This window comes from Halomonas hibernica, assembly GCF_013183775.1.
GTDB classification, from domain to species: domain Bacteria; phylum Pseudomonadota; class Gammaproteobacteria; order Pseudomonadales; family Halomonadaceae; genus Vreelandella; species Vreelandella citrativorans.
Map to the genome: position 1 here is coordinate 73138 of NZ_VIFN01000006.1, position 12615 is coordinate 85752.

The following is a 12615-nucleotide window of genomic DNA, read 5'->3' on the forward strand; positions in this document are numbered from 1 at the left end:
TTAACCGCAGTCAGGGCTTAGCCCTTCCCCTGCGGCGCGGGATCCAGCATCAAGCGTTAGCGGCGGTGTGCTCCTTTTTAAAGGTGTCAGCGTAGGTGTCACGCAACTGATTCTTCTGCACTTTGCCCATAACGTTGCGAGGGAGCGCATCGGCAAAGAAAACCCGCTTGGGCTGTTTGTAGCGTGCTACCTGGTCCTTCAGCGCGGCCAGTACCAGTGCTTCGCTAACGGCGTCTGAAGCACTGGGGACCACCACGGCGACGACCCCTTCGCCCAGGTCGCTATGAGGCACACCAATAACGGCCGACTCCATTACGCCGGGCAGGTCATCAATCAACTGCTCAATCTCTTTCGGGTAGACGTTGTAGCCGCCGGAGATCACCAGGTCCTTATCGCGGCCCACGATATTCAGGTAGCCTTGGTCATCCATCAGGCCTAAATCGCCGGTAATGAAAAAGCCGTCATCACGAAACTCCGCCTTGGTCTTTTCGGGCATGCGCCAATAGCCCTGAAAAATGTTAGGCCCGCGTAGCTCAACCATGCCGGTTTCCCCTTGGGCAAGTGCGGCGCCACTTTCACGGTCGGCAATCCGTACTTCTACGCCTGGCAAGGGCTTGCCCACGGTGCCGGGCCGACGCTTGCCATTGTAGGGGTTGGAGGTGTTCATGTTGGTTTCGGTCATGCCGTAACGCTCAAGAATGGCGTGGCCGGTACGTGCTGCAAACGCTTCATGGGTTTCCGCCAGCAGCGGCGCCGAGCCCGAAATAAACAGGCGCATATTGGCAACGATATCGCGGTTTAAACGCGGCGAAGCGAGCAGGCGGGTATAGAAAGTGGGTACGCCCATTAGCACGCTGGCATGGGGCATCAGATCAAGCAGCTCATCCACGTCCAGCTTGGGTAGGAACGTCATTGACGCGCCGTTGATTAGCGTAATGTTGCACGCTACAAAAAGCCCATGGGTATGGAAAATCGGTAGGGCATGGATCAGATGATCGTGTTCGGAATAGTGCCACGCCTCGCTCAACGCCTGGCTGTTGGAGGCCAGGTTCTGGTGGCTTAGCATGGCGCCCTTGGAGCGCCCGGTGGTCCCCGAGGTGTACAGGATGGCCGCCAGGTCGTCGGCCGACACCTCGCACACCTGTTCGGTTTCGGAGGCCTTGTCGACCTTCTCCATCAGGCTGCCGTCGGCGTTGGTGCCCAGGCTTTCTACATGGGCAACGCCGCTGGCGATAGCGCGGGCATGTTGCAGCACCTCTGGGCGGCAAACATAAACGTGTGGCTCGGCATCTTCCAGAAAGTAGGCGATTTCGCTGTCGGTATAGGCGGTATTCAGTGGCAAATACACCGCGCCGACCTGAAGGCAGGCAAGATACAGCATCACGATCTCAGGGCTTTTGTCGACCTGTACGGCCACTCGGTCGCCCGGTGAAACGCCCAGCTCAAGCAGGGTGCTGGCCATTTTTCGACTGGTAGCGAGAACATCGCTGTACCGGTAGCGCTTGCCGTTGAGCGTATCCATCAGCACCTTATTGGACTGACGTTCAAAATGCGGATAGAACTTGAGATAAAGATTGTGGTTCATGAAAGGGTCCTTTTTATTATCCAAAGCGCTCGCTGTTAGGCGTTCGCTTCACTGTTGAAATACTGGCCTGCCTGATTGGCTAAACGGCGAATGTCATTGGCACATACCACGCTATGGTTGCGAGTATAGGCTTCGTGGTTTTGCTCAATACGCTCCAACTGATAGAGGTAGTTAACCATCAGGCCGTGGGCCTGTTGCAGCCCTTTGGATGAGGTGTCACCCAGCCAATTCAGCCGATGAAGGCTGGCGCCATTGCCTAAATGAAAACGCGCGACCGGATTGAGCGGTTGGCCACTACGGTGCTTGGCCTCGGTTAAGTAATAGGCGGCCAGGCGCATGAACTCTTTATGCGCGGCGGCGGGCAGCTCGGTTGCTTCATGGTCCTGTAAAAAGGTGCCTAGCGTCTCTGACAGTACCAGTGACTGCGAGGCACGCTGCTCGGCGAGCCAGTCGGCGAAACCGGGTACCGGCGAAAGCGTGACAAAGTTCTTCAACTGCGGCAGCTCGCGGCTAAGCTCCTGTACGACTTGCTTGATCAAAAAGTTGCCGAACGACACCCCTTTAAGTCCTGCCTGACAGTTGCTGATGCTGTAGAACACCGCAGTGTCGGCTACCTCCAGCGGCACTTCTTCGCCATGTTCCAAAATACGCTGAACGTTGTCGGGGATACCTTTACAAAGCGCCACTTCCACAAAAATAAGCGGCTCGTCGCCGGTGGCCGGGTGGAAAAAGGCGTAACAGCGGCGATCATCTGGATCAAGGCGGCGGCGCAGGTCGCGCCAGTCGCTGATGGCATGCACCGCCTCGTATTGAATGAGCTTTTCCAACACGGCGGCGGGCGTATTCCAGTCGATGCTTTCCAGCACCAGAAACCCCCGGTTAAACCAGGAATTAAACAGATGCGAGAAGTCGCTGTTGAGCGCGGCAAGCTCTGGCATATGGCGCAATTGCTTGAGCAAGTCGGCACGCATCTTGACCAGCTCGAAGGTGCCGCCTGGGCAAAGGTTCAAACGGCGCAATAAATCCTGACGACGCGGTTCACAAGCGTTAAACAGTTGTTCCAGCGCGGCGTTATCCTCCGACGCACAGTACGCTTTGTAGGCGCTATGGATGGCGCTAGGCTCAGCGGAATAGTCGCTGGCCAGCAGCGAAAAGAACGCCAGTCTCTCTTCAGGCGCCAACTGCTGATAATGAGTGAGCGCACGCTGGGCGGTCATTATCTGGGAGGCTTCACCGCCACGCTCCATCAGCGTTGCACAGGCTGATGAGAGAGCTTGCAAGTGCGCACCACTGCTTTGTGCGGTGTTAGACGCGTTACCCAAGAGACGTGTACGCGTACTGATATTGGAGAGTAGCCCTTGAAGAAACGTCATGTTCACATTCATGCACATCGACCTCTGGATGGGCGGTCCCTTGGCAGGGCACGCTTGACGGCGTAGAGAAATTTATTAGGCGCCTTGTTATATATAACAAATAGAGGTTTAAAATATTTAGGTCAAGCGTGGCAGGGGTAGACATAAGGTGAAGGCTTGGAGAAAAGCGCGTGAGAATAGCGGGTTAGCCAGCAAAAAAGGACAGGCAGAGAAGCCTAATAAAGGGCTGCTGTACGAGTGAATACTGGTGAAGGAGAAGCGTTGTATCACCCGTGCAGCAGCATAAAAAGCAGACGCGTGTTAGTGGATTGCGATGTTATACAGGGTCGCGGTCAACATTAAGCGGCGACCATGCCTGGCGCACGGGCATGATTTCCAGGCGGTTAATATTAATATGCGCGGGCAGCGTGGCGAGATAGTAGAGCTGCTCGGCAATGTCTTCGGCCTGAAGCGGTGTAGTACCGCGATACAGAGCATCGGAGGCTTCCTGATTGCCTTTCGTGCGCACCAGGGTGAATTCGGTTTCCGCCAGGCCCGGGGCAAGGTCGGTAACCCGTACGCCAGTGCCTAATAAATCGCAGCGCAGGTTGTAGCTAAACTGTTGAACAAACGCTTTGGAGGCGCCGTATACATGGCCGCCAGGGTAAGGCCACTGGCCTGCTACAGAACCAAGATTCAAGATGCTGGCACCTTTACCATGCGCCAGTAGCAATGGCATCGCGGCGTGAGTGACGTTGACCAGCCCGGTGATGTTGGTATCAATCATGGTATGCCAGTCGTTGAGGTCGACCTGCTGCGCAGGCTCGGGCGCCAGTGCCAGGCCTGCATTATTGATCAAGCAGGTGAGCGGCAAAAAGCGCTCGGGTAAATTGCTGATAGCGTTGGTGACCGCGTCGCTATCGCGTACATCAAGTGTCAGGGTTAATACCGGCACCTGCTGTGAAAGCTCGCTCTCAAGCGCTTTCAAGCGCTCTTCCCGGCGGCCTGTCAAAATCAATGACCAGCCTGCTTTTGCAAAACGCTGGGCGGCGGCCTTACCAAAGCCGGATGTTGCACCGGTAATTAAAACGCTGGGCATTGCGAAGACTCCTTTATTGGGCGGACACAATAGATTCAGTCCTAATGTAGCCTGTTTCGCTTGGCTTCTTGAAGGCTTAATGGCTATTTGACTCTGTATCTTCGCGGCCAGCCTGGCTAGATAAGAGCACAGCCAGCGACTCAACGTCGTTGGTATGTGCATGTGCCGAGCGCATTATTTTGCCCGTTGCTGGGTTTTAGCTGACAATGCCAACCAACACGATGGTTACGTTTGGGGATATTGCATGCAGGCAAATGGTTTTTTTGACAGGGTGGGGGAAACCATCGGCGATGCAATTCGTACGGTGGTTGAGTTCCTATTGGCTATTTTTACCAATTTCTTCGGTGCCCTTGAAGAGTTTGTCGATGGGCTCAGTCGTTCGCTGGGGATCAACGCGTCATTTTTTAGCCTTCTGGTGTTAATCATAGGGCTTTATCTATTGTGGGGTGGTGTACGAGCGCTGCTGCGCGGGTCACTGTTTGGCGCCATTGTACGGATTTTGTTGGCGCTATTTATTCTTTCTTGGCTCATTATGTAATCAGTCTCAGTATTAAGATGCTTAAGTAAGCTTGCTAAGTATCTGTATTAATGGCGTTAATCGTTTCACTCGTTAATGTTTTGAAACGTATTCATAACGCTATGACCATTTATCATTTGCCTATTTGGTGCAATTTGCCATCATTTCGCACTTCTTTAGTGCAATGAGAGCGAGATGAAAACGTATCTTGGCAAAATGCGGGGCGAACGTATTCAGCGCAATCGGGTAGGTTGGCAGGATGCTGTATGGTCATGGTTGGGCGCATTTACCGGTATGGCGGTGATTTGCTGGTTAAGCTCGGCATGGCTTTCCCAGCAGTTGCTGATTGTGGGTTCGTTTGGGGCAACGTCGGTACTGATCTATGCCGCACCGGAAAGTCCGTTTGCGCAGCCCAGCCATGTGCTGTTTGGCAGTGTCCTGTCAGCGTGTATTGGGGTGGGCTGTTACCAGCTTTTGGGGGCAACGCCTCTTTCCATGGCGCTTTCGGTATCGCTTTCCATTCTGATTATGCAATTAACCCATACGGTGCATCCGCCCGGCGCTGCTGCGGCGCTTATTGCGGTAGGTGGCGGTGCCAGTGTGCATAATCTGGGCTGGTGGTACCCGCTGCTTCCTATTGGTATGGGCAGCGTGGTGATGCTGGCGATCGCAATTTTGGTTAATAACCTGGCACGCCATCGCCGCTATCCGCGCTATTGGTAGTGTCCGTACGATTGATAGTGCAACTAAAGGCGGTTTAACTGCTGCTCCAACGCGAAAATATGCGCATCATCGACGTTTAAATGCCGCAGTGCCTGGGCCAGGTTAACCAGGTAGTCACGGTTGGGGCCGCTAGGGCCAGACGCGTGAGCAATCTGGCGGGCCATATCATCAAGCGGCGCTGGGCCCAGAAAGGCGGGGTTATCGTCGGTTGCCAGATACACCAGCCCTTGCGTTTGCGCTTGATCACCCTCGTTAGTGCTTGAGTCACTGTCCGTAACATTGTCCGTAAAAAACAGGGGCGTTAACTCGCGCAAGTAGCCATTTTTCTCACGGTGATCCAACGGCGCTAACGTCTCGGGAGTAATGCGGTAGGCCATGCCGTGGCAAATAGCCCCTGGGACAGGCGTGAGAGTGACCACGCGACCAGGCGCTTCCAGCGTGCCACGATGATCATGGGAACCCTGCCAGAAGCGGCGCTCCCAACCGGTAATATAAGCACTGCGTTTTTCCAGGAAGGGAAAGTCCGCTTTCCAGATCAGCGATCCGTACCCGAAAATCCAGATTTCCGCATCTGCATCGAAGCAGTGGCGCTGCTGGTTGATGGCAGTAGTATCGATCAACATGGGCCCCGTCACGTGGTTTAAAATGCCATGGTAACATGACCGGGCACTCTCCCCTGGAGCACTCATGCGCGCTATTTTTCTGGTCGATAATGGCTCATTACGCCCGGCCGCCACCCGCAATTTACGCCGTATAGCGGCCTTGCTCAGCCAACAAACAGGCGAGACGGTGTGCGCCGCGTCACTGCTCCACTCCCATAAAATCCCGGCTGATGAACTGGAGGGCACTCCCGCCCTTATCCTTGGGCCTGCCGCCGAGCGCAGCGCGGAGCAAGGGGCTACCGAGATCATCGTTTTGCCGTTCTTTTTTGGGCCAAGCAAGGCCTTGACCGACTATCTACCCGAACGTATGGCGACCCTACAAGCGCGCTTTCCTCACGTGAGTGTGCGAGTCGCCCAGCCGTTGGTGGACGAACGGGGGGATAACGATCTGCGGCTGGCCAGGCTGTTGGCTGACAACGTACGCGAGCATCTTAATGGCACGCGCCCCCGGGTTGCGCTTGTCGACCATGGCAGCCCTATTCCTGAAGTTACGGCCGTGCGCAATCGGCTGGCCGGGCAGTTGAGCGTGCTGTTAGCGGATGAGGTTGCTTGCGTGGCCGCGGCATCCATGGAACGGCGTGAAGGGGAGGCGTATCGCTTTAACGAACCGCTGTTGGAAAACCTGCTGGATAACCCCGATTTTCACGATGGGCCGGTCGTTCTGGCGATGCTGTTTCTCTCGCCGGGCAGGCATGCAGGGGAAGAGGGTGATATTGCCGAGATTTGCCAGGCCGCTCAACAGCGTCACCCTACGCTTAATGTTGCGACCACAAGGCTGGTCGGTGAACATTCCGGTATTGTCGATATTTTGCACTCTCGGCTATGCCAAGCGATTGATGGGCAACGCTTTCTGCTGGAGCTGCCCGCCCCCGATAGCACACTGCGTTAGGCGAAGGGTGTAACGTTGTCCAAGAGCGCGTAGAATCGCGAGCCTTTGTACGCGCAATTACTCCGCTAACCAGGGTCACCATCTTGATCGCAACCGCCAATATCACCATGCAGTTCGGGGCCAAGCCTCTGTTCGAGAACGTCTCCGTCAAATTCAACAACGGCAATCGCTACGGGCTGATTGGCGCTAACGGTTGCGGCAAGTCGACCTTTATGAAGATTCTGGGTGGCGAGCTTGAGCCAACCTCCGGCCAGGTCATGCTGGATAACAGCACGCGGCTGGGCAAGCTGCGCCAGGACCAGTTCGCCTATGAGAATGAGCGGGTCATCGACACTGTGATCATGGGCAATACCGAGCTTTGGAAGGTTGCAGCGGAACGCGAACGCATCTACAGCCTGCCGGAAATGAGCGAAGAAGACGGTATGGCCGTGGCCGACCTGGAAGTGCGCTTCGCTGAGCTGGATGGCTACACTGCCGAATCCCGCGCCGGTGAACTGCTTCTGGGCCTGGGGATTCCCATTGAGCAGCATACCGGCCCAATGAGTGAAGTGGCTCCCGGTTGGAAGCTGCGCGTGCTGCTTGCCCAGGCACTGTTTTCTGACCCTGATGTACTGCTGCTCGACGAGCCTACCAACCACCTGGATATCAACACGATCCGTTGGTTGGAGGATATTCTGACGGCGCGTAACAGCACCATGATTATCATCTCTCACGACCGCCACTTCCTGAACAGCGTATGTACGCATATGGCGGACCTGGATTACGGTGAGATTACCCTGTTCCCGGGTAACTATGACGACTACATGACGGCAGCAACTGCTGCGCGTGAGCGTCAGCACTCGGATAACGCCAAGAAAAAAGCCCAAATTGCTGAGCTTCAACAGTTTGTTAGCCGCTTTTCGGCGAACGCCTCGAAAGCCAAACAGGCCACCTCGCGGGCGCGCCAGATCGATAAAATCAAGCTCGAAGACATCAAGCCTTCCAGCCGGGTAAGTCCGTTTATCCGTTTTGACCAGAACAAGAAGATTCACCGTAATGCGGTCAACGTTGACGCAATTACCAAAGGCTACGATGACGGTGCGCCGCTGTTTGAGCGCTTCTCCATGTCCGTCGAAGCGGGTGAGCGTATTGCGATCATCGGCCCCAACGGTATCGGCAAAACGACCCTGCTGAAAACCTTGGCGGGCGATTTGCGCCCCGATAAAGGCGAAGTGAAGTGGACTGATGCGGCCGAAGTCGGCATCTTTGCCCAGGATCATGCCGATGACTTTGCCGTCGATATGACGCTCTTCGAGTGGATGGGACAGTGGACCCAGGGGGGCGAGCAAGTCGTACGCGGTGCGCTGGGGCGCATGCTGTTCTCAAGCGACGATATTGGAAAGTCCATCAAGGTCATTTCCGGCGGTGAACAGGGGCGCATGCTGTTTGGCAAGTTAACCCTGACTAACCCTAACGTACTGCTGATGGATGAGCCGACCAACCACCTGGATATGGAATCCATTGAGGCGCTAAACCTGGCACTGGAAAACTATCCCGGTACGCTGGTGTTTGTCAGCCACGACCGTGAGTTCGTGTCGTCACTCGCCACACGCATTATCGATATGCAGCCCGACGGCATTGTCGACTTCAGCGGCAGCTATGACGATTACCTGCGCAGCCAGGGCGTGGTGTAAACAGCGCCATCATCAACGGCTAAGGCACTGAGCGTGAACTTATCAGCCGATAATGGAGGCGTAGGTCGCTTCCGTTACCGGCTGGTGGTGGATATCCAATACATCCGCGTTTAAAAGGCTGCCTACTTCTTTGGCCAGCTCCACATACACGTACATCTGCTGATTGCGGCGTTTGTGCAGCGGTGGTTTAACGATCAAGCTGATACCCCGAACCGCTTCAGTGCCTTGCTCATCCCGGTACAAGTCGGGCAGCTCACCAGGCAAAAAAGCATTCGTGACGGTGATGGGGTTGGCAGGCTGTTGGCCGCTAATCAAAAATACGTGCTTGAGCGAATCATACTGGGCATTATGGCTTTTCAGCCACTCGGCCAAACGCTGGTCAGTGCTCTCTCCCGGCTGATCAAAAAGAATAAACAGCGAATGCTGTTTAAACGTTTGGGCAGGCTTGGCCGCTGGTTCTGGTTCAACGGCAGGTTCAGGTGTTGGCGGGGCTGCGGCGGCTTTAGCCGCTATTTTGCGTGCAATAGCGCGGGCGCGCCGACGCTTATGCCAAGGCACCACAATGTAGATAAAAATAGCGGTAGCAATGCCAGCCAGTAGCAATGAGGCCACAGAAAGTAGTAATACAGTGGTGTTATTATTATCCATCGGCATTCAACCCAGTTTAAAAAGCAGCGGCAGTTATAGCGTTTAAAAGACGTGACCTGGTAATCAGAACTTTTATAGTAACAGCGTTCTAACATGAATATATATGCAAAAAGCACCACACAAGTGGTGCTTTTTGCTGTTATGAACACGCAATTTACGTCGGCGTATTAACCAATACGATCATAACCGTTATCCATAAATGGGTAATCGGTATAGCCTTTCTCGTCGCCACCGTAGAAGGTGGCGTGATCAGGCTCATTCAATGGAGCGTTCTGATAAAAGCGCTCTGCCAGGTCGGGATTGGCGATATACGGACGGCCAAAGGCGGCGGCTTCCGCGTTGCCTGAACCGAGCAGGGCCTCGGCACGTTCGGCGTTATAGTTACCGCAGTAGATCAGGCTGCCGCTAAAGCGCTCACGCATCTGCTCGCGAAAACCGTCTGGGAACTGAATGTCGCCACCGGCCCAGTTGGGCTCGTTAAGATGCAAATAGGCAAGGCCACGTTTGGAAAGCTGATCCGCCATATAGAACGCCATCGCTTCAGGCTCATCGTCGGTTAATCCAAACAGCTCGATAAACGGCGTCATGCGAATGCCAACCCGGTCAGCGCCAAATACGTCAACAACGGCATCGACCACTTCCAGCGGGAAGCGTGCACGGTTTTCCAGCGAGCCACCGTATTGGTCGGTACGCTGGTTAGTGCCGGTGGCCAAGAACTGATTCAACAAATAGGCGTTGGCCGCGTGCACTTCAACCATGTCGAAACCCGCACGCTTGGCACGCACCGCCGCCTGGCGGTAGTCATCCACAATGCCGGGGATCTCGCCGGTTTCCAGCGCGCGCGGTGTGCTGGTGGGGTGCTGGCCTGCGCTACCGTCTTCAAATTCAACAAAACACTGGGCGCCTTCACCTTTAAGCGCACTGGGCGCGACCGGCTGTTCGCCATTGGGTTGCACCATCTCGTGGGAAACACGCCCAACGTGCCAAAGTTGCAGCGCAATTCGACCGCCTTTGGCATGCACCGTATTGACGACCTCCTTCCAGCCCGCTTCCTGCTCATCGGTCCAAATGCCTGGGGTGTAGACGTAACCACGGGCAGTGGGAGAGATATTGGTTGCTTCACTGATAATCAGGCCAGAACCGGCCCGCTGCCCATAGTAGGCTTGCTGCCGTTTGCCAGGCACGCTATCCGGTGTGCGTGCGCGTGTGAGCGGTGCCATGATGACGCGGTTAGGAATCGACAGACTACCAAGTTGGGTCGGGTTAAAAAGTGCTTCAAATGCCATTCAGCTAACTCCTGTTACGTGCACTGCTTTAAAGTGATGACACAATAGACCAGTTTACTAGTAAGCGCCAACCACTCTTCCTTGTGGTTTGTTATGAGGTCGCCAGGCATAAAACAAAACCCCACCTTGATAAAGATGGGGCTTGGAGGACTCATTGATGGCGCCGTTGATTAACAGCGTACCGGGTAGTGACGTGCCTAAGTAACGATGTACCTGAGCGCGATGAACTCAATCTCGCTGCCAAGGCCAGCGCCGTTTAGGAGGTATGACGATTAGCTGAAGGGCATTGTTGAGCGGCAGCATAATCGCGGCTAACTGCCGGTGACAGATAGCGCTATTGAGTACACCGGGGCACTGTTTCAGCAGTAGCTCGCACTGTTGAGCGGCGAGAAAAATTTGCTCGACTACTTGAGGGGCAAATAGCGGTTTGGCCTCTTTGCAGCAGCGGTTAAGTTCTCCGGCCAGCATCGAAAGCATTCCAGTATCCAGCCAGCAGGGCAGCGGGTCGTCCAACCGTCCTGCAATTGAGTGCTGAATCGCCTCGAACGAGGTTCGTAAGAACCCAAGGGTTTGGCGAAGCTGTCGCTGCTCACTGGTCATGTCATTTGCCTGCACTTCGTCAACAAGTCGTCGATAAGAGAAAGAGAGTGTTTCTCATTTTCATCTATCGAGACGATAGCGCCAGTTAATGAAGGTGTCAATAAATGGTATGTGCCTTAATGTACGCACGCCGGAACGGTCAATTTACTGACTCAGCAAATATGCCCCCTGGGCAAAATAGAAAATGCCAATACCGGTCACAATCCAGCGTGTCCATGTACGGAAGTTGGCATCGGTAAGGCGATGTAACACATGTGTACCTACTTGGGTGCCCAGGATAGCCAGCGGCGCAGCCAGCAGTACCATGCCCCAATCCCCAGCACCTAGTGCCAGCGCAGCACTCAGGTAGAAGAGAATTTTAATACTATGCGCGACCACCTGAATCATTGCTTTAGTGGCCACCACTTCACGACGATCCATTCGAGAGCGTACAAAGAAAATATCGATCAGCGGCCCGGACACTCCGGCGGCAATGGTTAACCCACCCGATGCCATGCCGCAAAGCAGCGCGTGGCTCGTTCGGTTGGCGTTGAGGTGGAACCAGCGTTTGGGCATCCACACCAGAAGGGGCATCAAGCCAATTAACAGTGACACCGTGGCGGCATTGGCGCTATAGCCAAGCAACACCAGTAGCCCGGCGGCGCTTATTACGCCTAGCGTCATAAACGCGACCGTTCGCCAGACAATAAAGCGTCGCGATAACCATGCCCGCGACCCGTTAGCGGTAAGCTGAATGGCCCCATGAACGGCCATGGCGCTGGCCGCCGGGAACGCGAGCAGCAGAAACCACATCAGTACCAGCCCGCCCGCCATGCCGAAGATACCCGATAACATCGAGGTGAAAAAAACTACAAAAACAAAGAACGAACCGATGAGTAGGGACATGTTAAAACTTCTTAGCTACGGCAAAAGGGCCAGATCTGATAAAAACGGCGGCATTGAAATTCGGCTTCACAGGCATTGAGCTGGGATTGATAACGGTTTGTGCGAGCGACGATCTGCCGTGCTGCATTGATTACCTGAGGCTTGTTCTGGTACGTGCCACGACGATACCCGCCTGTGCCCTCGTGGTAGGCGTAATAAAGATGCTCAGGGTTGGTTAATGAAATTCCCGCCTGCTGTTGGGAGCGGTGGTTATACCAGCCAATGAAGTCGGTGGCGTGTTTCATGCTGGTGCGCCGCGCAAACAGGCTACCTGCCTGCTCTCGGTACTCTCCCCATACCGGGTCCTGCGCTTGGGCATAGCCTTTTGCCGAAGAGGGGCGGGGGCCGGGGATAAAGCCCAGGTAATACTTGCGGTCAGGACGAATGTGGCTTTTAAAGGAAGACTCCTGCTGAATAAACGCCATTTGTGTCGCAATGGGCGTTCCCCACTTCTCCTGAGAGTCGCGTGCATAGTCGTACCAAGTGGGCTGTTCGCGGAAAATTTCGCAAATATTGCTCTGGTCTTGTGGTGGGTTGGGGGCAAAGGTCGCACAGCCAGAGAGCAACAACACACACGCTAATCCTGCCCAACTGCGCAGTGTTAGCAGTGAAGATGAAAGCGCAGCGTTAAAATTATCAACAGGGCGGAGCATGCAG

At 54.8% G+C, this 12615-nt stretch carries 13 protein-coding genes; 4 read left to right on the forward strand and 9 right to left on the reverse strand.

The annotated features are described in order from the left end of the window. Positions 1-49 precede the first annotated feature (49 nt). The 3 genes from FKN99_RS10895 to FKN99_RS10905 form a co-directional block, all read right to left on the reverse strand. On the reverse strand, positions 50-1585 hold the full coding sequence (locus FKN99_RS10895; protein WP_172117868.1) for a malonate--CoA ligase: 1536 nt from the start codon (positions 1583-1585) through the stop codon (positions 50-52). 35 nt (positions 1586-1620) lie between these two features. Continuing rightward, positions 1621-2958 carry a malonyl-CoA decarboxylase gene (locus FKN99_RS10900; protein WP_172117869.1) on the reverse strand — a complete coding sequence of 446 codons (1338 nt, stop codon included), beginning with the start codon at positions 2956-2958 and terminating at the stop codon, positions 1621-1623. 316 nt (positions 2959-3274) lie between these two features. Then, the gene (locus FKN99_RS10905) at positions 3275-4036 is read right to left on the reverse strand and encodes an SDR family NAD(P)-dependent oxidoreductase (protein WP_172117870.1); all 762 of its coding nucleotides are present in this window, start codon (positions 4034-4036) and stop codon (positions 3275-3277) included. 244 nt (positions 4037-4280) lie between these two features. On the opposite strand from FKN99_RS10905, the gene FKN99_RS10910 reads away from it, so the two are divergent. Then, positions 4281-4574 (forward strand): hypothetical protein, encoded by a 294-nt coding sequence (locus FKN99_RS10910; protein ID WP_172117871.1) that lies wholly within the window; start codon positions 4281-4283, stop codon positions 4572-4574. A 174-nt stretch (positions 4575-4748) separates the two neighbouring features. Further along, positions 4749-5276 carry an HPP family protein gene (locus tag FKN99_RS10915; RefSeq protein WP_172117872.1) on the forward strand — a complete coding sequence of 176 codons (528 nt, stop codon included), beginning with the start codon at positions 4749-4751 and terminating at the stop codon, positions 5274-5276. A gap of 23 nt (positions 5277-5299) precedes the next feature. Here the strand turns inward: FKN99_RS10915 and FKN99_RS10920 are convergent, their stop codons facing one another. Next, positions 5300-5899: a gamma-glutamylcyclotransferase gene (locus FKN99_RS10920; RefSeq protein ID WP_172117873.1), complete on the reverse strand. Its 600-nt coding sequence runs from the start codon at positions 5897-5899 to the stop codon at positions 5300-5302. A 64-nt stretch (positions 5900-5963) separates the two neighbouring features. On the opposite strand from FKN99_RS10920, the gene FKN99_RS10925 reads away from it, so the two are divergent. Together FKN99_RS10925 and FKN99_RS10930 are read left to right on the forward strand one after the other, a co-directional pair. Further along, on the forward strand, positions 5964-6827 hold the full coding sequence (locus tag FKN99_RS10925) for a sirohydrochlorin chelatase (RefSeq protein ID WP_172117874.1): 864 nt from the start codon (positions 5964-5966) through the stop codon (positions 6825-6827). Between the two features lie 83 nt (positions 6828-6910). Beyond that, the gene (locus tag FKN99_RS10930; RefSeq protein WP_172117875.1) at positions 6911-8500 is read left to right on the forward strand and encodes an ABC-F family ATPase; all 1590 of its coding nucleotides are present in this window, start codon (positions 6911-6913) and stop codon (positions 8498-8500) included. 42 nt (positions 8501-8542) lie between these two features. Here the strand turns inward: FKN99_RS10930 and FKN99_RS10935 are convergent, their stop codons facing one another. The 5 genes from FKN99_RS10935 to FKN99_RS10955 form a co-directional block, all read right to left on the reverse strand. Continuing rightward, positions 8543-9148, reverse strand: a complete 606-nt coding sequence (locus tag FKN99_RS10935; RefSeq protein ID WP_172117876.1) for a cell division protein ZipA C-terminal FtsZ-binding domain-containing protein — start codon at positions 9146-9148, stop codon at positions 8543-8545. A 167-nt stretch (positions 9149-9315) separates the two neighbouring features. Further along, complete coding sequence (locus FKN99_RS10940; RefSeq protein WP_172117877.1) at positions 9316-10434, reverse strand: alkene reductase; 1119 nt, start codon at positions 10432-10434, stop codon at positions 9316-9318. Between the two features lie 228 nt (positions 10435-10662). Further along, a complete protein-coding gene (locus FKN99_RS10945; RefSeq protein WP_172117878.1) occupies positions 10663-11034 on the reverse strand; it encodes a hypothetical protein in 372 nt (123 codons plus the stop codon). A gap of 144 nt (positions 11035-11178) precedes the next feature. Next, the gene (locus FKN99_RS10950; RefSeq protein ID WP_172117879.1) at positions 11179-11919 is read right to left on the reverse strand and encodes a sulfite exporter TauE/SafE family protein; all 741 of its coding nucleotides are present in this window, start codon (positions 11917-11919) and stop codon (positions 11179-11181) included. Positions 11920-11930: 11 nt separating this feature from the next. After that, on the reverse strand, positions 11931-12611 hold the full coding sequence (locus tag FKN99_RS10955) for a transglycosylase SLT domain-containing protein (protein WP_216658050.1): 681 nt from the start codon (positions 12609-12611) through the stop codon (positions 11931-11933). Between the last annotated feature and the right edge of the window lie 4 nt (positions 12612-12615).